At 73.2% G+C, this 20437-nt stretch carries 19 protein-coding genes; 6 read left to right on the plus strand and 13 right to left on the minus strand.

What is annotated here, in order from left to right; all coding sequences use genetic code 11:
* Nucleotides 1-12: 12 nt before the first annotated feature.
* The 3 genes from AB0O09_RS11170 to AB0O09_RS11180 all read right to left on the minus strand — a co-directional run bounded on the left by AB0O09_RS11170 (nt 13) and on the right by AB0O09_RS11180 (nt 2774).
* Nucleotides 13-753 (minus strand): HNH endonuclease, encoded by a 741-nt coding sequence (locus AB0O09_RS11170; protein WP_344625820.1) that lies wholly within the window; start codon nt 751-753, stop codon nt 13-15.
* Nucleotides 750-1733 carry an AAA family ATPase gene (locus tag AB0O09_RS11175; protein ID WP_363541310.1) on the minus strand — a complete coding sequence of 328 codons (984 nt, stop codon included), beginning with the start codon at nt 1731-1733 and terminating at the stop codon, nt 750-752. Before AB0O09_RS11175 ends, AB0O09_RS11170 begins: the two co-directional genes overlap by 4 nt.
* A gap of 87 nt (nt 1734-1820) precedes the next feature.
* A complete protein-coding gene (locus tag AB0O09_RS11180) occupies nt 1821-2774 on the minus strand; it encodes a LysR substrate-binding domain-containing protein (RefSeq protein WP_363541437.1) in 954 nt (317 codons plus the stop codon).
* 140 nt (nt 2775-2914) lie between these two features.
* On the opposite strand from AB0O09_RS11180, the gene AB0O09_RS11185 reads away from it, so the two are divergent.
* Entirely contained in the window at nt 2915-3466 is a 552-nt protein-coding gene (locus tag AB0O09_RS11185) for a peroxiredoxin (protein WP_363541311.1), read from the plus strand.
* A 3-nt stretch (nt 3467-3469) separates the two neighbouring features.
* On the plus strand, nt 3470-4006 hold the full coding sequence (locus AB0O09_RS11190; protein ID WP_363541312.1) for an alkyl hydroperoxide reductase: 537 nt from the start codon (nt 3470-3472) through the stop codon (nt 4004-4006).
* Nucleotides 4007-4128: 122 nt separating this feature from the next.
* Here AB0O09_RS11190 and AB0O09_RS11195 read toward each other — a convergent pair whose 3' ends face one another.
* The 4 genes from AB0O09_RS11195 to AB0O09_RS11210 form a co-directional block, all read right to left on the minus strand.
* On the minus strand, nt 4129-5430 hold the full coding sequence (locus tag AB0O09_RS11195) for an AI-2E family transporter (protein ID WP_363541438.1): 1302 nt from the start codon (nt 5428-5430) through the stop codon (nt 4129-4131).
* A 414-nt stretch (nt 5431-5844) separates the two neighbouring features.
* Nucleotides 5845-6528 carry a transglycosylase SLT domain-containing protein gene (locus AB0O09_RS11200; RefSeq protein ID WP_363541314.1) on the minus strand — a complete coding sequence of 228 codons (684 nt, stop codon included), beginning with the start codon at nt 6526-6528 and terminating at the stop codon, nt 5845-5847.
* A gap of 426 nt (nt 6529-6954) precedes the next feature.
* Nucleotides 6955-8289 (minus strand): PhoH family protein, encoded by a 1335-nt coding sequence (locus AB0O09_RS11205; protein WP_363541315.1) that lies wholly within the window; start codon nt 8287-8289, stop codon nt 6955-6957.
* A 214-nt stretch (nt 8290-8503) separates the two neighbouring features.
* On the minus strand, nt 8504-9298 hold the full coding sequence (locus tag AB0O09_RS11210) for an isoprenyl transferase (protein WP_344625815.1): 795 nt from the start codon (nt 9296-9298) through the stop codon (nt 8504-8506).
* Nucleotides 9299-9670: 372 nt separating this feature from the next.
* On the opposite strand from AB0O09_RS11210, the gene AB0O09_RS11215 reads away from it, so the two are divergent.
* Nucleotides 9671-11263: a glycosyl hydrolase family 18 protein gene (locus tag AB0O09_RS11215; protein WP_363541316.1), complete on the plus strand. Its 1593-nt coding sequence runs from the start codon at nt 9671-9673 to the stop codon at nt 11261-11263.
* A 130-nt stretch (nt 11264-11393) separates the two neighbouring features.
* Here the strand turns inward: AB0O09_RS11215 and AB0O09_RS11220 are convergent, their stop codons facing one another.
* Nucleotides 11394-12080, minus strand: a complete 687-nt coding sequence (locus AB0O09_RS11220; RefSeq protein WP_363541317.1) for a prepilin peptidase — start codon at nt 12078-12080, stop codon at nt 11394-11396.
* Between the two features lie 111 nt (nt 12081-12191).
* Here AB0O09_RS11220 and AB0O09_RS11225 point away from each other — a divergent pair, with 111 nt between their 5' ends.
* Complete coding sequence (locus AB0O09_RS11225) at nt 12192-13406, plus strand: pyridoxal phosphate-dependent aminotransferase (RefSeq protein ID WP_363541318.1); 1215 nt, start codon at nt 12192-12194, stop codon at nt 13404-13406.
* Between the two features lie 167 nt (nt 13407-13573).
* Here the strand turns inward: AB0O09_RS11225 and AB0O09_RS11230 are convergent, their stop codons facing one another.
* Nucleotides 13574-15400, minus strand: coding sequence for a phosphoenolpyruvate carboxykinase (GTP) (locus AB0O09_RS11230; protein ID WP_363541319.1), 1827 nt, complete (start codon nt 15398-15400; stop codon nt 13574-13576).
* Between the two features lie 273 nt (nt 15401-15673).
* Here AB0O09_RS11230 and AB0O09_RS11235 point away from each other — a divergent pair, with 273 nt between their 5' ends.
* Nucleotides 15674-16357, plus strand: a complete 684-nt coding sequence (locus AB0O09_RS11235; RefSeq protein WP_363541320.1) for a hemolysin III family protein — start codon at nt 15674-15676, stop codon at nt 16355-16357.
* On the opposite strand, the gene AB0O09_RS11240 is transcribed toward AB0O09_RS11235, so the two are convergent.
* From AB0O09_RS11240 to AB0O09_RS11250, 3 genes are all read right to left on the minus strand, one after another.
* Nucleotides 16328-16663 carry a hypothetical protein gene (locus AB0O09_RS11240; RefSeq protein WP_363541321.1) on the minus strand — a complete coding sequence of 112 codons (336 nt, stop codon included), beginning with the start codon at nt 16661-16663 and terminating at the stop codon, nt 16328-16330. The genes AB0O09_RS11235 and AB0O09_RS11240 overlap by 30 nt on opposite strands.
* 260 nt (nt 16664-16923) lie before the next feature.
* The gene (locus tag AB0O09_RS11245; protein WP_363541322.1) at nt 16924-17751 is read right to left on the minus strand and encodes a hypothetical protein; all 828 of its coding nucleotides are present in this window, start codon (nt 17749-17751) and stop codon (nt 16924-16926) included.
* 10 nt (nt 17752-17761) lie between these two features.
* Nucleotides 17762-18418, minus strand: a complete 657-nt coding sequence (locus AB0O09_RS11250) for a papain-like cysteine protease family protein (protein WP_363541324.1) — start codon at nt 18416-18418, stop codon at nt 17762-17764.
* Between the two features lie 229 nt (nt 18419-18647).
* On the opposite strand from AB0O09_RS11250, the gene AB0O09_RS11255 reads away from it, so the two are divergent.
* Nucleotides 18648-19577 carry a hypothetical protein gene (locus AB0O09_RS11255; protein WP_363541325.1) on the plus strand — a complete coding sequence of 310 codons (930 nt, stop codon included), beginning with the start codon at nt 18648-18650 and terminating at the stop codon, nt 19575-19577.
* A gap of 7 nt (nt 19578-19584) precedes the next feature.
* Here the strand turns inward: AB0O09_RS11255 and AB0O09_RS11260 are convergent, their stop codons facing one another.
* Nucleotides 19585-20436, minus strand: coding sequence for a GNAT family N-acetyltransferase (locus tag AB0O09_RS11260; protein ID WP_363541326.1), 852 nt, complete (start codon nt 20434-20436; stop codon nt 19585-19587).
* Between the last annotated feature and the right edge of the window lies 1 nt (nt 20437).

Genomic DNA, 20437 nt, shown 5'->3' on the forward strand with positions numbered 1-20437 from the left:
CCGGCGGGCGGTTCAGGGACGTTCGAACTCCGGGTGGGTGCGGACGAGTTCGCCGAGGGTGGCGGCCAGGTCGGGGCCGAGGACGGCGTCGGCCAGCGGCGGGGTGCGGCGCAGGGCGAGGACGGTGCGGAGCACGTCGGCGTGGTGCAGCAGCCGCAGGGAGTCCAGGTACTCGCGCTGCTCGGCGGTGCGGCCCGCGGCACCGGCGGTGCGCCAGGCGGTGAGCAGCGACTTGACCACGGTGAACATCATCCGGCGGCCGCGGACGAGCTCGGGGCGGGCGTTCAGGCCGAAGACGTCGATGGTGGCCTCGCCCTTGGCGGTGAGCGGGTCGTAGGCGCCGGACTCCAGGTAGAGCACCAGGTGTTCGGCCGGGTCCTCGCGGGCCGGGTCGACCAGCAGGTGCTCGCCGGTGACGGGGTCGCAGGGGAACCGGTCGCGCTTCTGGTTGCTGTTGCAGTGGGCGCAGGCGAGCAGGTGGTTCTGCCAGTCGAAGGTCCGCAGCGGGTCGCGGGCGATCGGCTCGAAGTGGTCGATGTCGGTGCCGAGGTTGTCCCCGCAGTACATGCAGCGTTCCAGGCCGGGCGCCATCCGGCGGAGCATCAGACGGAGTTGGGCCTTGGGCTGGCGGGCGGTGCGCCAGGCGGCGCGGCCGGCCGCGGTGGTCGGGCCGGCGGTGCGGATGGCGGCGGTGCGGCGGGCCAGTTCGGCGGCGAGGGCGGGGGCGAGCGGCGGCCGCTGCAGCGGGATCACGGCTGGTCGCCCAGCAGCCGGGCGGCGAGTTCGTCCGCGCGGGCGCCGAGGGAGCTGTTGAGCTTGGCGCCGAGGCGCCGGTAGGCGTCGAGTTCGGCGCTGGTGGCGCGGCCGCTGTAGAGCTTGCGCTCCAGCCGGATCAGCAGGCGGCGCTCGGCCTCGGCGGCGGCGGAGTAGGCGCTGGGCAGGCCGAAGAGTTCGGAGAGCGCGGTGTCGTCGCCGCTGCCGTACAGGACGCGCTGGTGCAGGTCCTCGTCGAGGACGCGGGGCGCCTCGTCGGTGCCGGGCGCGGCGAGGCGGACGAGGGTGCCGGGGTCGGCGGCCTGGCAGACGTACGGGCTGTGCGTGGCGACCAGGAACTGCGTCTGCGGGAAGCGGGTGGTGAGCCAGCCGCCGATCTGCTGCTGCCGGACGGGGTGCAGGTGGAGGTCGACGTCGTCGATCAGCGCGATGCCGGGGCGCGGCACGGTGGTCGCGCCGTTCACGGCCTCGGTGCGGGCCTCCCCGGCGAGGGTGCAGACGATCGCGGCGAGGGCGGCGGTGCCGCTGCCGAGTGCGGTGAGCGGCCGGGCGGGGCCGTCCGGCGGTGCGACCAGGGCGCGGCCGGGGTCGGTGATGCGCCAGCCGTCGGGGAGCAGCCCTTCCGCGAGCAGGGCGGCGCCGGCCGCGGTGAGGGCGGTGGGCGGGGTGCGGTCGGCGCCGAGGTGGTGGGCGCGGGTGCGGCCGTGGCGGGCCGGTTCGCCGCTGCCGTCCCACCGGCCGAGGCCGGGCAGGTCGACGGTGCCGGGGGTGCCGCCGGCGGGCTCCGGGCTGCCGGGGGCGCCGAGGGTCCGGGCGAGGGCCTGCAGCAGGGTGGTCTTGCCGGAGCCGTTCGGTCCGGCGAGGACCGTCCAGCCGGGGCCGGGGTCGACGGCGAGGTCGGCCGTGCGCGGGCCGTCGAAGCACCCGAGGCCGGTCACCCTGATCCGCGACACGTACACGCGCCCACCCCCTTCGTTCGGATCTTCGAGGGAGGTATGCCCAACGCGGCGTGCCGCGATGCCGACGGCGGTGCGTCGACGGAGGAGCTACTCGACGATGCGGACGGGCAGCTCGCGCAGGACGTCCTTGAGGGCGGCGGCGAACCGGTCGTACTCGTCGGTGCGGGCGGAGCCGGGACGGGTGGCGAGGCCGATCCGGCGGCCGGGCGCGGGGGCGGCGAAGCGGGCGGCGGCGAGCCGGTCGGAGCGGCCGGCCTCGACGTCGAGGGCGGTGACCGGCAGCAGGGTGGTGCCGAGTCCGCCGGCGACCAGTTGGACGAGGGTGGAGAGCCCGGCGATCCGGGTGGTGCCGGCGGCGGTGTCGGCGCCGACCTCGCGGCAGATGTCGAGGGCCTGGTCGCGCAGGCAGTGGCCCTCCTCGAGCAGCAGCACGTCGAGGTCGAGCAGGACGTCCCGCGGGACGTCGGTGCGGCCGGCGAGCTCGTGCCCGGGCGGGGTGACCAGGACGAAGTCCTCGTCGAAGAGCGGGATGTCCCGGGTGGGCGCGGCGCCGCCGGCGGGCAGGGCGAGCAGCAGCACGTCGAGCCGCCCGGCGGCGAGCCCGTCGAGCAGCGAGGGGGTGCGTTCCTCGTGGACGTGCAGTTCCAGCTCGGGGTAGCTGTCGCGGACCAGCCGCAGCACGGTGGGCAGCAGGTACGGGGCGACGGTGGGGATCACGCCGAGGTGGAGCGGCCCGGTGAAGGGGCGGCGGGCGGCCTCGACCGCCTCGGTGAGGGAGTGCAGCGAGCCGAGGACGCGGCGTGCGTGCTCGGCGACGCGCTCGCCCAGCGGGGTGATGATGACGCGGCGCGTCGTACGCTCGACGAGCTGGGCGCCGAGGGCGTCCTCCAGGGCGGCGACGGCGCCGGACAGGGCGGGCTGGCTGGTTCCGGTGGCGGCGGCGGCCTCGCGGAAGTGCCGGTGTTCGGCGACGGCGACGAAGGCACGCAGCTGGGCGACGCTGGGGGTGCGGGGCTTGCTGTGGTGCGGGGCAGTACTGATAGCTCTCTCCGATCAGATGCGACGAGTCTAGCTATTTCCCCGATCAGTCCGTGGTGTGCGAGGGTGGAGGACGTCCGAATGCGTCGAACCATAGGCAATTCGGGCACTTTCCCTCATATCTCAAACCAGGAGAAGCGAACGTGCTCACGATCGGTGACAAGTTCCCCGAGTTCGAACTCAACGCCTGTGTCGACCTCGACGCCGCGAACGCCTTCGCCGAGATCAACCACAAGACCTACGAGGGCAAGTGGAAGATCGTCTTCTTCTGGCCGATGGACTTCACCTTCGTCTGCCCGACCGAGATCGCCGCGTTCGGCAAGCTGAACGAGGAGTTCGCCGACCGCGACGCGCAGGTCCTCGGCGTCTCCGGTGACTCCGAGTACGTGCACCACGCCTGGCGCAAGGACCACAAGGACCTGCGCGACCTGCCGTTCCCGATGCTGGCCGACGTCAAGCACGACCTGATGCGCGCCTGCGGCGTCGAGGCCGCCGACGGCACCGCCCAGCGCGCGGTGTTCATCGTCGACCCGAACAACGAGATCCAGTTCGTCATGGTGACCGCCGGCTCCGTCGGCCGTAACCCCAAGGAGGTCCTGCGGGTGCTCGACGCGCTGCAGACCGACGAGCTGTGCCCCTGCAACTGGACCAAGGGCGAGGACACCCTCGACGCCCAGGCCCTCCTGGCGGGCTGACCCATGGCCCTCGACGACCTCAAGGCGGCCCTGCCCGAGTACGCCAAGGACCTCAAGCTCAACCTGAGCGCGGTCATCGGCAACTCGGACCTGCCCGAGCAGCAGCTCTGGGGCACCGTGCTGGCCTGCGCGATGGCCACCCGCTCCCCCGCCGTGCTGCGCGAGCTGGAGCCCGAGGCGAAGGCGAACCTCAAGCCGGAGGCGTACAACGCCGCCAAGGGCGCCGCCGCCGTGATGGGCATGAACAACGTCTACTACCGGACGCTGCACCTGCTCTCCGACAAGGAGTACGGCAGCATGCGGGCCGGCCTGCGGATGAACATCATCGGCACCCCGGGCGTCGAGAAGGCCGACTTCGAGCTGTGGTGCTTCGCGGTCTCCGCGATCAACGGCTGCGGCCAGTGCCTGGACTCGCACGAGGCCGTCCTCAAGAAGGCCGGTGTCGAGCGCGAGGTGATCCAGGCGTCGATCAAGATCGCTTCGGTGATCCAGGCGGTCGCCGCCACCCTCGACTCCGAGGCCGCCATCGCGTCCGTCTGAGGACGCACCGGGCGAACCACGAGGGGCGCGGGGAACCGCGCGGAACGGAAGACGGCTGAGCTCGGCCTCTTCCGCCGCGCGGTTCCCCGCGCCCCTGTCGGTGCTTCCCGAGCGTTCGGCCCCTACTTCTGGCGGGCGTTCTCCAGGGCTTCGAAGACCTCCTGGCCGGCGGCGTTGCGGCGGCGGAGGTGGGAGACGACGGTGTTGGTCACCGCGATCAGCGGGACGGCCACGATGGCGCCGCCGATGCCGCCGACGATCGAGCCCGCGGCCACGCCCAGCACCACGGCCAGCGGGTGGACGGCCACCGCGCGGCCGAGGATCAGCGGCTGCAGCAGGTGCCCCTCGAGCTGCTGGACGGCGACCAGCACCACCAGCACCATCAGTGCGGTGAACGGGCCCACGGTCACCAGGGCGATCAGCACCGCGATGGTGCCGGTGACCAGGGCGCCGACCAGCGGCACGAAGGCGCCCAGGAAGATGATCACGGCCAGCGGCATGGCCATCGGCACGCCGAGCAGCTGGATGCCGACGCCGATGCAGAGCGCGTCGATGAAGGCGACGAAGACCGTCCCGCGCACGTAGGCGGTGAGGGTGGCCCAGGCCTTGGGGCCGGCGCCGGCCATCGCATAGCGGGAGTGCCGGGGCAGGCAGCGCAGCGCCCAGGACCAGATCCGGGCGCCGTCGTACAGCAGGAAGAACGTGGTGAAGGCGGCCAGGACGACGCCGGTGAGCACCTCGACGGCGATGGTGACACCGGTGAAGCCGGCCGAGGTGATCTGCTCGGAGTTGCTGCCGATGGCGGTGGAGATCTGCTTGGCGAAGTCGTTGATCTGCTGCTGCGTCAGGTGCAGCGGGCCGGTCACCAGCCACTCGCGGAGCTGGTTGACACCGTCCTGGACCTTGCCGGTGACGGACTCCAGGTTGCTGGTCACCTGCCAGACCACGAACCAGCCGACCAGGCCGATGCCGGCCAGGCCGCTGAGGAAGGTGCCGGCGGCGGCCAGCGAGCGGGGGACGCCGAGGCGCTTGAGCCAGGAGACGGTCGGTTCCAGCAGCGCGGAGATCAGCAGGGCCGCCAGCACGGCGAAGGCGACCAGCCGCAGCATGTCGACCACGCGGAAGAGCACGTAGAGGGCGACGCCGAGCAGCAGCAGCCGCCAGGTGGACTCGGCGGCCACCCGTAGGCCCCACGGCACCGCCTCGACCGGGGTGGCCGGGCGGCCGGGGTTGTGGACCTCGCGGTGGACGGGGGGCAGCCGCTCGGGTTCGGCCCGCCGCGGCGGCGGGAGCCGGTCGGTCGGGCCGTCCTCGGCGTCCGCGGCGGCGAAGGCGTCGGCCTGGGCGGCCGCCCGGCGGCGGCGCTCCAACGCGGCCCACACGCCGGCGGCGACGGCGCCCGTCCTGGCGAGCGCCTTGAGCATCCTGCGGTCCCGCGTCCCGTCGGCTCTGTCCGCTGCCACGTCCGCGCCCTCCCCGTTCTTCCTGTCCGCCAGACGGTACCCGCCCGGGGTGCCCGCGGTCCCCTCCGCCCCGGTGCCCTCCACCGTGGAGAAGGTGACGAATCAACGTGAAACGGATGGTTTCGGTCGTCCTCGATCGGGGAGGACTCCGAACACAGGACCAACTGCCGGCGGACCGGCCGGTGCCGGAGGTCCAGGACCCGCTCCGGCGCCCCGCGTCCGCATCGAGCCGCACCGCCCGTGAGCGCCCTGGTCAGCGCCGCCCGGGCGGCGCGGCCCGCCCTCGGGGCCGCGCCCCGCGGAGGGCTCCCGGCACGCGGAAGGCCCCCGACCGGAGCGGTCGGGGGCCTTCGACGCACGGCTGTGGCGGCAGGATCAGTACCAGTGGTGGGACTGCCAGAACGACCAGGCGCCGCAGGGGCTGCCGTAGCGGCTGTTCATGTAGTTGAGGCCCCACTTGATCTGGGTCGCCGGGTTGGTGCGCCAGTCGTCGGCGACGGAGGCCATCTTGGAGCCCGGCAGGGCCTGCACCAGGCCGTACGCGCCGGAGGACGCGTTGGTGGCGGTGTAGTCCCAGCCGCTCTCGCGCTTCACGATCTCGCTGAAGCAGGAGAACTGGTTGGCGTCGCCGATGATCTGGGCGGCCATCGCCTGGACCGAGCCGGCCGGGACCGCGGCGAGGGCGGTCCGCGCGGCGGCGCGGTTGGCGGCCTCCTCGTCGGCCTTGCGCTTCGCCTCTTCGGCGGCCTTGGCGGCCTTCTCCGCGTCGGCCTTGGCCTGCGCGTCGGCGGCGGCCTTCTGGCGCGCGGCCTCCTCGGCGGCCTTCTTGGCGGCCGCGTCGGCGGACACCTGCTGGGCGCTCGCCTGGCGGGCGAAGTTGTCGCTGATGGTCTGCGCCTGGGCGCCGGAGGGCACATCGGCGAGCAGCGTGGCGCTCGCGACGTCGACCGTCTGCGTGGTCGTGCCCTCGCTGCCCGAGGCCGCGCCCACGACCGCACCGACAGCGGTGACGGCGGTGGCGGAGGCCACAGCAACTCCCCGGACCGAGATCCGAGTCACATGGTTTCCTTCCGGCGGCGACCGCGCGTGACCGTACGGACGCAACATGCCCCTTGCCGCTCGCCTCCGTCGGTGCTGGTCACGGGAGACACTGGCCCGACTGCCGGGCCGAGCGGGCTCGGAACGGCGTGGTGAACGGGCGGCGTACGACTCATCGGTGTTCAGTTGTATGCCCGCCGACCGGAGTTGCCGGGCGCGATTCTGCCGTACGCGGGGCCTGACAGAACCCTCACCATGCCGCACCGGGACGTGTCTACGCAATTCCCGGTTGCGTGGCGGATCTCACAATCTTCGCGAGCTGGGCGTTTGCCCGAAAGGTCGTCGACGACCCGTCGGACCCGGTGACAGATCGAGGGGCCTGCCGGTATGCGGCAGGCCCCTTGACGGTCATTCATACTGATTTGTCCGCTTTTGTCACTGCCGTTCCTACGGCTGGATGTCCTCCAGCATCTCGGTGACCAGGGCGGCGATCGGCGAGCGCTCGGAGCGGGTCAGCGTGATGTGGGCGAACAGCGGATGCCCCTTCAGCTTCTCGACCACCGCGACCACGCCGTCGTACCGGCCGACCCGCAGGTTGTCGCGCTGGGCGACGTCGTGGGTGAGGACCACCCGCGAGCCCTGGCCGATCCGGGACAGCACCGTCAGCAGGACGTTCCGCTCCAGCGACTGCGCCTCGTCCACGATCACGAAGGCGTCGTGCAGCGACCGGCCGCGGATGTGGGTGAGCGGCAGGACCTCCAGCATCCCGCGGGAGATGACCTCCTCGACCACGTCCGGGGTGGTGACCGCGGAGAGGGTGTCGAAGACGGCCTGCGCCCACGGGCCCATCTTCTCGGCCTCGCTGCCCGGCAGGTAGCCGAGCTCCTGGCCGCCGACCGCGTACAGCGGACGGAACACCATCACCTTGCGGTGCTGTCGGCGCTCCAGCACGGCCTCCAGGCCGGCGCACAGCGCCAGTGCCGACTTGCCGGTGCCGGCCCGGCCGCCCATCGAGACGATGCCGACCTCGGGGTCGAGCAGCAGGTCGAGGGCGACCCGCTGCTCGGCGCTGCGGCCGCGCAGGCCGAACGCCTCGCGGTCGCCGCGCACCAGGCGCACCCGCCCGTCGTGGGTGACCCGGCCGAGGGCCTTGCCGCGCTCCGACTGCAGGACGAGTCCGGTGTGCACCGGCAGTTCGGCGGCGCCGTCGACGTCCACCGCGGCGTCGTGCGGGGCGCCGAAGAGCGCGTCGACCTGGTCGCCGGGGATGTGCAGCTCCGTCATGCCCGTCCACCCGGAGGTGATCGCGAGCTCGGCCCGGTACTCCTCGGCGAGCAGGCCGACCGAGCTGGCCTTGATCCGCAGCGGGAGGTCCTTGGAGACGACGGTGACGTCGTACCCCTCGGCCTGCAGGTTCCGCGCGACCGCCAGGATGCGGGTATCGGCCTCGCCGCCGCCGGCGCGGTAGCCGGCCGGCAGGATCGACGGGTCCGAGTGGTTCAGCTCGACCCGGATGGTGCCGCCGAGCTCGCCGACCGGGATCGGCTCGTCGAGCCGGCCGTGGCGGATCCGGTAGTCGTCGAGGAGGCGCAGCGCCTGGCGGGCGAAGTAGCCCAGCTCCGGGTGGTGCCGCTTGGCCTCCAGCTCGGTGACCACGACCACCGGCAGGACGACCTCGTGCTCCTCGAAGCGGCTCATGGCGAGCGGGTCCGCCAGGAGCACGCTGGTGTCGAGAACGTACGTGCGCCGGTCTGGTGTCCGGCGGCTCTTGGAACTGACCACTAGGCCTCCAGAGCGGATGACCCAGCGTCACCCGCGGCTCACCGGTCCCCGCGACCCCGGTGGCCGGGGTACCGGTCTGACCGGTATATGCCCCGGCGGTGGCCCCTGCATACCCCCGGGCGTGAACTCGGGGGTCACAACAGGAGCACGTTTTGGGGTCGTGGCCTGCGGGTATTTCGTTTGACCCGGCGTCAGTGCCGTCCGGTCGGGGGGCTCAGAGGCCCATGCGGCGGTTGCGCAGCTGGAAGTCGCGCAGCGCCCGCAGGAAGTCGACCTTGCGGAAGGCCGGCCAGTACGCCTCGCAGAAGTAGAACTCGCTGTGGGCGCTCTGCCAGAGCAGGAAGCCGGAGAGCCGCTGCTCGCCCGAGGTGCGGATGACCAGGTCGGGGTCGGGCTGGCCCTTGGTGTAGAGGTGCTCGGCGATGTGCTCGACGTCGAGGATCTCGGCGAGCTGCTCGATCGAGGTGCCGCGGTCGGCGTGTTCCTGGAGCAGCGAGCGGACGGCGTCGGCGATCTCGCGACGGCCGCCGTAGCCGATCGCGACGTTGACGGTGACGCCCTCGATGTGGGCGGTGTCGTGGGCCGCCTCCTTGAGCACCTGGGAGGTGCGCGGGGGCAGCAGGTCGAGCGCGCCGACCGGGTTGATCCGCCAGCGGCGGGCCTCGGCGAGGCCGCGGACGGCGTCCTCGATGATGCCGAGCAGCGGGACGAGCTCCTCGGCGGGCCGGGAGAGGTTGTCGGTGGAGAGCATCCACAGGGTGACGACCTTGACGTGGGTCTCGTCGCACCAGCCGAGGAACTCGGCGATCTTGTCGGCGCCGCGCTGGTGGCCCTGGGCGGTGGTGCCGCCGGTGGCCTTCGCCCAGCGGCGGTTGCCGTCGAGGATCACGCCGATGTGGCGGGGGGTGTTGTCGAGGTGGACCTCGACCCGCCGGCCGTACAGCCGGTAGGCGTTGTCCAGCAGGGTGCGCAGACCCGGCGTGCGCTCGACGACATCGCGCAGACCCATGTTCCTCGGCCCCTCCGTGCTGGTTCGCCGCTCGCCCACCTGGTGCGGAATACCTGGCGCAGCCTACTCCGGCGGTGTGCGTGGAGGTAAAGCCGCAGGTACCGATGGGGTCACGGCTTCGCCCCGGGAGCGTCCCGGGGCCGGGCGGGCCGCTCGGACACGATCCGGTCTCCGCTTCCTTAAGCCAGCCGTAAGACGGCGTAAAGCCGCCGTCCGCTTCTTGACGCCCGGCATTGGTCTAGTCCAGCTTGTGAGCGAGGGCACACCGGAGCCCTTCCCGTACCTCCGCGGCCCCAGCCGTCCCTCCCCCACGCGGAGCCGCCGCGCCCCCCACCGCGGCGGCTCCCCCTCCTTCCTTCCAGGAGCCCGCCCATGGCCCGTCACCTCGCGCAGCCGTCCCACCGGCGGCGCCGCTCCAAGCTCCCGGCCGCAGTCGCCGCCGGCACCACGGCCCTCGCCCTGGCCGGCGCCGGCCTGGCGCTGACCGCCGGCGGGGCCGGCGCCGCCGTCGGCAACCTGGTCACCAACGGCGGTTTCGAGGCCGGCAACCTGTCCGGCTGGACCTGCACCGGCACCGCGAGCGCCGCCTCCTCCCCGGTGCACGCCGGCTCCTACGCGCTGACCGCCGCGCCGAGCAGCGCCGACACCGCCGAGTGCACCCAGACCGTCAGCGTGCTGCCGAACACCAGCTACACCCTGGCCGGCTTCGTGCAGGGCCCGTACGTCTACCTGGGCGCCCGCGGCACCGGCTCGACCGACCCCTCGACCTGGTCCAGCCAGAGCAGCTGGAACCAGCTGTCCACCACCTTCACCACCGGCGCGAGCACCAACAGCATCACGCTCTACGTGCACGGCTGGTACGGCCAGGGCGCCTACAACGCGGACGACATCACGCTGACCGGCCCGGGCGGCACCGCCACCCCGACCGGCACCCCGACCTCCGCGAAGCCGAGCACCTCCGCCTCGCCGACGTCCTCGCCGACCTCGTCCCCGACCTCCTCGCCGACGAGCTCGCCGACCGCCAGCCCGACGTCGAGCCCGACCTCCTCGCCGACGCCGCCGAACGGCAACCTGCCCAAGCACGTGCTGACCGGCTACTGGCAGAACTTCGACAACGGCGCGCCGGTGCAGAAGCTGCGCGACGTGCAGAGCGCGTACGACATCATCGCGGTCTCCTTCGCCGACGCGACGGGCACGCCCGGCGCGATCAGCTTCACCCTGGACCCGGCGCTCTCGTCCAAGCTCGGCGGCTACACCGACGCCGACTTCAAGGCGGACATCGCCGCCAAGCACGCGGCCGGCAAGCGCGTCGTCCTCTCGGTCGGCGGCCAGAACGGCGCGATCAGCGTCGCCAACGCCTCCGCGGCGGCCAACTTCGCCAACACCGCCTACGCGCTGGTCCAGCAGTACGGCTTCGACGGCGTCGACATCGACCTGGAGAACGGCGTCGACCCGACGTACATGGCGCAGGCGCTGCACACCCTGCAGTCCAAGGTCGGCGCGAACTTCGTCCTGACCATGGCCCCGGAGACCATCGGGATGTACAGCACCGCCGGTGCCTACTTCCAGCTGGCGCTCAACACCAAGGACATCCTGACCGTCGTCAACACCCAGTTCTACAACTCGGGCGGCATGAACGGCTGCGACGGCAAGGTCTACACCCAGGGCACGATCGACTTCATCACCGCCCAGGTCTGCACCCACATCCAGGGCGGCCTGCGGCCCGACCAGGTCGGCATCGGCGTCCCGGCGTCCAGCCAGGCGGCGGGCGGCGGCTACGTCAACTCCACCGTGGTCAACAACGCACTGGACTGCCTCGCCGCCGGCACCCACTGCGGCAGCTTCGTCCCGCCGGCGAAGTGGCCGACCATCCGCGGCGCGATGACCTGGTCCACCAACTGGGACCTCAAGAACGGCAACGACTTCTCCACCAACGTGGGCGCCCACGCCCACGCGATGCCGTAACCCGCACGGGGCGCGCCGCCTCCTGAGGGTGGGGGCCGGCGCGTCGCTCAGGAGCCCGCCGTACTGCTGGGGTACGGCGGGCTCCGCCCATGTCCGGGCCCGGCCCGGCGCGCCGGACGCGGACGGGCCGTCAGGCCGCGGCCAGCACCGCGAGCAGGGCCCCGGCCAGCAGCGGCGGCCCGAACGGCAGGGCGTCCCCGCGGCCGGCCCGCCGGGTCAGCAGCAGGACGGCCCCCCAGACCCCGCCGAGCAGGAAGGCGGCGAAGACCCCGCCGGCCACCGCGCCCCAGCCGTACAGGCCGAGCACCGCGCCGAGGCTCGGCGCCAGCTTGGCGTCGCCGAGGCCGATCGGCAGCAGCAGGGCGAGCCCGCCGTAGAGCAGACCGAGCGCGGCGGCCGCCAGCAGGCAGCGCAGCAGCACCGCCGGCCGGTGGTCGGCGAGCGGCAGCAGCACCGCCGTCCCGGCGAACAGCGGCAGGGTCAGTGCGTCCGGCAGCCGCAGCACCGCCGCGTCGACGAAGCCGAGCACCACCCCGAACAGGCCCACCCAGCAGAACAGCGGGGCGCTGCCGACGTCCGCCGCCGTGCCCAGCGCGGCCCCGACGGCGACCGCCACCGCCTCCACCGCGCCCGGCCGCGGCCCGGCCGCGGCCTCACCGCAGCCCGCGCAGCGGCCGGTCGGCCACCTCCCCCACCTGCCCGCCGGACAGCACTGCCGCAACGGCTCCCCGTACGGCACCGCGTGGCGCACCGCGACGGCGCGCAGCAGCGGCGCGGCGGCCAGCCCGAGCAGCGCACCGGCCCATGGCCCGATCATCCCGCCCCCTCGTCGGTCCTCCCGATCCTGGCGCGATCCTCGCGCAGCCGGTGCGGTCTGTGGCGTGGAACACGTGATGATCCCCGTAACGGCGCCGTAAAGTAGGCAGGCATGCAGGTCATCCAGTCCAGCAAGCTCGCCAACGTCTGCTACGACATCCGCGGCCCGGTGCTCGACGAGGCGATGCGGCTGGAGGACCAGGGCCATCGCATCCTCAAACTGAACACCGGCAATCCCGCCGCCTTCGGCTTCGAGGCGCCGCCGGAGATCCTCCAGGACATCCTGAAGAACCTCTCCTCCGCGCACGGCTACGGCGACTCCAAGGGCCTGCTCTCCGCCCGCCGGGCCGTCGTGATGCACTACGAGGAGCGCGGCCTGCACGGCCTCTCGGTCGAGGACGTCTTCCTCGGCAACGGCGTCTCCGAGCTGATCCAGCTGGCGATGACCGCGCTGCTCGACGACGGCGACGAGGTGCTCGTCCCCGCCCCGGACTACCCGCTGTGGACGGCCTCCGTCTCGCTGGCCGGCGGCACCGCCGTGCACTACCGCTGCGACGAGCAGTCCGAGTGGTACCCGGACCTCGCCGACATCGAGGCCAAGGTCACCGACCGGACGCGGGCCATCGTGGTGATCAACCCGAACAACCCCACCGGCGCGGTCTACCCGCGCGAGGTGCTGGAGGGGATCGTCGAGATCGCCCGCCGGAACAAGCTGGTGGTCTACGCGGACGAGATCTACGACAAGATCCTCTACGACGACGCCGAGCACGTGCCACTGGCCACGCTCGCGCCGGACCTCTTCTGCGTCACCTTCAACGGCATGTCCAAGGCGTACCGGGTCGCGGGCTTCCGCTCCGGGTGGATGGTGCTCTCCGGCGACCGGCACCGGGCCGCCAGCTACATCGAGGGGCTCACCGTGCTCGCCTCGATGCGGCTGTGCGCCAACATGCCGGCGCAGCACGCGGTGGCCGCGGCGCTCGGCGGCCGACAGTCGATCAAGGACCTGGTGCTGCCGGGCGGCCGGCTGCTGGAGTCCCGGGACACCGCGTACCGGCTGCTGAACGAGATCCCGGGCATCAGCTGCGTGAAGCCCAAGGGCGCGCTGTACGCGTTCCCGCGGCTGGACCCGCAGGTGTACAAGATCAAGGACGACGCGCAGATGGTGCTGGACCTGCTGCGGTCCCAGCGCATCCTGGTCGTCCAGGGCACCGGCTTCAACTGGCCCGACCCGGACCACTTCCGGCTGGTCACCCTGCCCCGCCCGGAGGACGTCGCCGACGCCGTCACCCGCATCGGCGAGTTCCTGAGCGGCTACGCCCAGCCGTAACGCGAACGGACGCTCAACGCAGACCGAGAGGGGCGCGTGGGTTCTCCCCGGCCTTCGGCCGGGAGGTACTCCCACGCGCCCCTCTCGGCTTGCCCGTCAGGGCGAAGCGTTCGAGCAGCGCCGCCCCCCGGTGAGGAGGAGGGGCGGCGCTCCCTCAAACCCGGGCGTCAGCCCAGGCGCTTCACCAGCGCGCGGTACTCGTCCCAGAGCTCGGTCGGCGTGTGCTCGCCGAACATCTCCAGGTGGGCCGGGACCAGCGCGGCCTCCTGGCGCCAGATGTCGGCGTCCACGGAGAACAGCAGGTCGAGGTCGGACTGCGGGATGTCGAGGCCGGTGAGGTCGAAGCCCTCGACCTCGGGCAGCACGCCGATCGGGGTCTCGACGCCCTTGCCGGTGCCCTCCAGGCGCTCCACGATCCACTTGAGCACGCGGCTGTTCTCGCCGAAGCCCGGCCAGATGAACTTGCCGTCGCTGTTCTTGCGGAACCAGTTGACGTAGTAGATCTTCGGGAGCTTCGAGGCGTCGGCCTCGGCGCCGATCTTCAGCCAGTGGGCGAAGTAGTCGCCCATGTTGTAGCCGCAGAACGGCAGCATCGCGAACGGGTCGCGGCGCAGCTCGCCGACGGTGCCCTCCTGGGCGGCGGTCTTCTCGGAGGCGATGTTGGCGCCGAGGAAGACGCCGTGCTGCCAGTCGAAGGACTCGGTGACCAGCGGGACGGCGGTGGCGCGGCGGCCGCCGAAGAGGATGGCCGAGATCGGGACGCCGGCCTGGTCCTCCCACTCGGGGGCGATCGTCGGGCACTGCGCGGCCGGGACGGCGAACCGGGCGTTCGGGTGGGCGGCGGGGGTGCCGGACTCGGGGGTCCAGTCGTTGCCGCGCCAGTCGGTCAGGTGCGCCGGGGGCTGCTCGGTGAGGCCCTCCCACCACACGTCGCCGTCGTCGGTGAGCGCGACGTTGGTGAAGACGGTGTTGCCCCAGAGGGTGTCGATGGCGTTGGCGTTGGTGTCCACGCCGGTGCCGGGGGCGACGCCGAAGAAGCCGGCCTCGGGGTTGATGGCGTAGAGGCGGCCGTCGGCGCCGAAGCGCATCCAGGCGATGTCGTCGCCGATCGTCTCGACCTTCCAGCCCGGAATGGTGGGCTGGAGCATGGCGAGGTTGGTCTTGCCGCAGGCGGACGGGAAGGCGGCCGCGATGTACTTGGCCTCGCCGCTCGGCGGGGTGAGCTTGAGGACGAGCATGTGCTCGGCCAGCCAGCCCTCGTCGCGGGCCATGGTGGAGGCGATGCGCAACGCGTAGCACTTCTTGCCGAGCAGGGCGTTGCCGCCGTAGCCGGAGCCGAAGGACCAGATCTCGCGGGTCTCCGGGAAGTGCGAGATGTACTTGGTGGAGTTGCACGGCCAGGCCACGTCGGCCTCGCCCTCGGCGAGCGGGGCGCCGACGGTGTGCACGGCCTTGACGAACTCGCCGTCCTCGCCGAGCTGGTCGATCACGGCCTTGCCCATGCGGGTCATCACGCGCATGGAGACGGCGACGTAGGCGGAGTCGGTGATCTCGACGCCGTACGCGGCCAGCGGGGAGCCGACCGGGCCCATGGAGAAGGGCACGACGTACATCGTGCGGCCCTTCATCGAGCCACGGAAGAGGCCGTTCTCGCCCGCGAAGACCTCCCGCATCTCGGCGGGGGCCTTCCAGTTGTTGGTCGGACCGGCGTCCTCCTCCTTCTCGGAGCAGATGTAGGTGCGGTCCTCGACACGGGCGACGTCGGTCGGGTCGGAGGCGGCGTAGAAGGAGTTGGGACGCTTCTCGTCGTCGAGCTTCTTGAAGGTGCCCTGGGCGACCAGCAGCTCGGCGAGGCGGTGGTACTCCTCCTCCGATCCGTCGCACCATTCGATGCGGTCGGGCTGGGTCAGCTCGGCGATCTCGGCGACCCAGTCCAGCAGCTGCTGGTGGCGGGTGGGCGCGGACTCGGCGAGCGCAGACTTCAGAGGCGACACGTTCGCTCCGTTTCACACCATCTCGGCCAGGAGACGGCATCGCGGGGGTTTGAGGGTGGTTACACGGTAGCCCCGGACACCACCCCGCTTTGGTGCACTTCGTAGTACGTTCCGAAATCCTTACTACGAAATGTCCAAGAGAATGGGCGACAGGGGTCGGATTCGGCCGCACCGGGACCGGCACTGAGACGTGGGTAACACTCCAGAATGTCCAAAAGTGATGATCGCCACTGACTACCTGGCAGTAACCTACGGTTCCGTAAGATGCTGCGCATGACTGCTGCGGACCTCACTGCGGACCTCGCCGCCGCCGGCGAAGCCCTGAAGCCCAAGTGGCGCGGCTGGCTCCACGCCGGCATGTTCCCCGCCTCGGTGGCGGCCGGGATCGTCCTGATCTGCCTGGCCGACTCGACGGCCGCCACGGCGGCGTGCACGATCTACTCGGTGACCGCCTGGATGCTGTTCGGGGTGAGCGCGGTCTACCACCGCTTCACCTGGGGCCCGCGCGGCGAGGCGATCCTGCGCCGGCTCGACCACGCCAACATCTTCCTGATCATCGCGGGCACCTACACCCCGTTCACCATCCTGCTGCTGGACGGCGCCCGGCAGCAGCTGCTGCTCTGGGCGGTGTGGGGCGGAGCGCTGCTCGGCATCGCGTTCCGGGTGTTCTGGGTCGGCGCGCCGCGCTGGCTCTACACCCCGGTCTACCTGGCACTCGGCTGGGCCGCGGCCTTCTTCCTGCCGGACTTCCTGCACACCGGCGGCGCCGCGGTGCTCACCCTGATGATCGTCGGCGGCGGCCTCTACAGCCTCGGCGGCGTGGTCTACGGCCTGAAGCGGCCGAACCCCTCACCCCGCTGGTTCGGCTTCCACGAGGTCTTCCACGCCTTCACCCTCGGCGCGTTCATCGTCCAGTACGTCGGCGTCTCACTGGTCGCGTACAGCGCGGCCGGCTGAGGACGCCCGCAGCTCCAGACGCTCCTGGGCCCGGCGGCAGCGCTCGCAGTGCGCCGCGCCGGGCCCTTCGCCGGCCGGCCGGGGGTGCGCCTTCGCGCGGAACTTCCGGCCGACGTGCGCCATCACCAGCAGCGTCTCCACCGCGGCCACCATCCAGACCGTCCGCGGCCCGCCGGCCAGGTAGCCCACGACGACGGCCAGCGCGGCCGACACCACCACCACCGCACCCCAGAACCGTGCACTCCGCAGCGCCATCGCCTCGCCTCCCATCACATGACAGATCGTCAGATGCTCCTCCCCGCCCACGGTGACATGCTCAGAGCCTCCGGAGGCTAACTCCGCGTCAACACTGCGGCAACACCTCGTGCCGACCCGACGCTCCGCCTCCGAAACATCCGCACGACGGCCACGGACAAGGGCGGCACGCACACGGAACGCCCGCACGGCCGGCACCCGGCGCAGTGGACCACCGGCGCGGCGGGCAGGCGGGCACCCGGGCACGCCGACGGGCGGCCCGGCCGGTCGAGGACCGGTCGGGCCGCCCCGGGGACGCACCCTCGGACCGGCTACCGCCGGGCGCCGCGCCTGCGGACGGCCAGCCCCGCCCCCGTCAGCACGGTGACCGCGAGCGCTGCGCCCGCCGCCACCGCCGGTCCGCGCCCGGACGGCCGTTCCGGCCCGGCGGCCACGGCGGTGTCCGCCCAGCCGCCGCCCGCGCCCGCCCGGTCGTAGGACGAGCCCGGCAGCCGGCCGCCGTACCGCTGCTGCACCAGCTTCCGGTACTCGGCGAGGGTGGTGCCGCCCGCGCCGACCGAGCGGCGGGCGTCCTCGTCGAGCGGCAGCACCCGGCCGCCGCGCAGCACGTACCAGGCGTCGATCTGCGGCTCCCGGAAGGCGGTGCCGCCACCGGTGGCCGCGGCCTGCGCGGGGTAGTCGGTCTCGTCGCCGCCGGAGGCGACGTTCACCACCCGCCAGCCGCCGCCGTCGCGGATCGTCCAGACCGAGGCGGTCCGCCCGCCCGCGGCGACCGCCCGGCCGGCGACGAACTCCACGCGGGCCACCGGGGCGCCGGCGACGCCCGCGACGAAGCCCTCGTCGAGGCCGTAGACGGCGACCGCGTCCCCGGTCAGCCGGGGTGCGGCGGCGGTCGCGGCCTTCGCCTCGGCCGCGGCGGAGAGTCCGGCCGCGCCGGCCGGGCGGCCCTGTCGGGCGAAGAACAGGGCCACCCGGTCGAGTGCGGCCGGGGCGGCGGCCGCGGACCGGGCGGCGGCCAGCTCCGCCGGGGCGACCGGGGCCGGGGCGGCGGCGTCCGCGGCCGCGGCGAGCGGCGCCGCGGCGAGGCCGAGGCAGCCGGCGAGGACGAGCGCGGTGAGGTGTCTCGGGTATCCGGTCATGGCTGGCTCCTCACGCGCCGATCCGGTACAGGGAGTGGGTCCAGCCGAAGCTGCCGTTGCTCGTGTAGTAGCGGTAATCCGCCCAGTTGTAGCGGTGGTTGGACGGCCAGGGATCGCCCCAGTAGACCCAGCTGCCGGCGGCGTCGTAGCCGTAGAGGACGTGCATGTGGCCGCCGCCCGAGGCCCACTGGATGCGGGTCTCCACCGGCCGCCCGGCGTCGATCTCGCTCTGGACGGTGGCGTAGGAGAGGGTGCCGCTCACGTAGCGGCCGGGGTTGACGCCGATCCGCCACAGGGCGTTCTGGACGTCGCCCAGGGTGGCCTGGCCGTTCGGGCAGGCGGAGTCGACGGCGCGGCCGAAGGCCAGGTTGCAGAACTGGTTCTGGCTGTAGCCGTAGCCGTAGTAGGTCGCGACGGTGTTGCCGCTCGCGGCCCAGCACCAGTTGGACTGCTGCTGTTGCTGCATGGTGATGCCGAGGGTGCGGGACGCCGACTGCCCGGCGGCGGGCGCCGGGGCTTGAGGTGCGGGGACGGGGGGCCGGACGGGGGCGGCCTGCGCCGGGGAGGCGGCGGCCGCGGTGAGGGCCGGGGCCAGGACGCCCAGCGCGAGTGCGGCGACCGCACGGCGCAGGCGTCCCGGTGCCTGCGGCACGGGAGTTGACGGCATGGGGGTTCCTCCTGCGGTGGGGCGTAGGAAGAGGTGTGGGGGTGCGCGTCCGGACGCGGTGCGAAGAGCATCGGGCGCCGTCCGGCACCGGTCAACGCACGGCCGGGCCGCGCCGTCCGCGGTGTGAACGCCCGCCCTCCGGATGTGAACGCGGCCCGCCCGCCACGTCCGTACCTGATGACACGGCGGGCACGGGGTGTGAATATTCACCCCAGCCCCGGAGGTGGCCATGCAGCCGACCGTCCCGCCGGATCTCGCGGCCGTGCTCCGCACCGGCCCGTTCCCGCTCGCCCTGCGCACCGCCATCGCCGCGCGCGGCCTGGCCCTGCAGCGGGTGCAGGAGCGCCTCGCCCGGCGCGGTGTCCGGGTCGGCGTCACCAGCCTCAGCTACTGGCAGCAGGGCAGGCGGCGACCCGAACGCCCGGAGTCGCTGCGGGCCGTGGCGGCGCTGGAGGAGGTGCTCGACCTGCCGGAGCACTCGCTGACCCGGCTGCTCGGCCCCCGCCGGGCCCCGGCCGGGCCGGCCGCGCCGGCCACCCTGCCGTACCGCGCCCTGATCCGGCCGCGCAGCGCCGTGGACGGGCTGATCGCCGCGATCTGCGGCCCGCAGGACTCCGGGCTGCACACGGTGGTGCACGTCGAGCGGATCCGGATCGACGCCCGCCGGCGGCTGGCCCGGCGGGACTCCCAGCACGCGCTGCGCGCCCACCGCGACGGCGTCGACCGCTACCTCGCCATCCACCAGGGCGATCCCGGCTCGGACCCGGGGCGGGTGGTGCTGCGCACCGAGGAGAACTGCCGGCCGGGCCGGATCCGGCGCGACCCGGAGCACGGCCTGCTGGTCGCCGAACTGCTGCTGGACCGCAGGCTGCGCACCGGTGACACCCACCTGCTCGGCTACGGCTTCGACGACGCGCCGACCCCGACGCCGAGCTGCGAGTACGTCCGCGGCTTCAACGCCGGGGCCGGCCAGTACGTCCTCCAGGTCACCTTCGACCCGGCCGCGCTGCCCGTCCGCTGCCACCGCTTCGCCGTCCGGGCGCCGGGCGAGCGGCCGCACGAGTCGGAGGAGCTGACCCTGGACGGGCACCACAGCGTGCACCTGGTGGCGAGCGGCCTGCCGCCCGGCCTGCTCGGCATCGGCTGGGACTGGGACTGACCGCCCGTCAGCCGCCCGTGAAGTCGAAGGTCACGTGGTCGGCCACCGGCCGGTAGCCGAGCTTCTGGTAGATCGAGTTGCTGACCGGGTTGGCGAGGTCGGTGTAGAGCAGCACCTCGGCGGCGCCGGCCGCCAGGGCGTGCGCCGAGGCGGCGGCGACGACCCCGCTGGCGTAGCCGCGGCCGCGCAGGGCGACGGGGGTGAAGACCGGGCCGATCCGGGACATCCCGGCGATCACCGGGCTGGCGCCGGCGAAGGAGACCGGACGGCCGCCGTCCTCCCACACGTGCAGGCCGCCCTCGGCGAGCCGGCCGTCGACGTAGGCGCCGTGGTCGACCGGGTTGCTCTCGCCGATCTCGGCGAGGAAGGCGGCGCTCCACTCGACGAGCTGCTCCCGGTCGGCGGGCCCGGCGGGCCGCGCGGTGCCGGCGGGCACCGGTGAGGGCCCCTCCAGCCCGGCCAGCCGGTAGAGCCGCTCGTCGACGGCGGTCTCGGCGCGGACGGCGCCTGCGGCAGCGGGCGGCCATGCCCGGGCGAACGCCACCGCGGCCGCCCGCTCGCCGGCCACCCCGGGCACCCGCGCGCCGCGGTCGTGCAGGGCCCGGGCGAGCTCGGCGGGCATCCGGCCGAGCCGCACCGGGTAGGGCGGGGTCTGTGCGAAGACACCCGCGACCGGGCCGTCCGGCGCGGCCCGCCAGTGGCCGAACACCGGGTCCCCGTCGCCGAAGGCGTGCCGGCCGCGCTTGGCGATCCGGTCCAGCAGGGTGAGCAGCACGGTGTTGTCGGCCGGGTGGGCGGCGAGGAAGGCGTCGGCTTCGGCCCGGAGGGCGGCGGGGTCGTTCGTGAGGGTCCAGGTCATG

The sequence above is a fragment of the Kitasatospora sp. NPDC093679 genome (assembly GCF_040683455.1).
GTDB classification, from domain to species: Bacteria; Actinomycetota; Actinomycetes; order Streptomycetales; family Streptomycetaceae; genus Kitasatospora; species Kitasatospora arboriphila.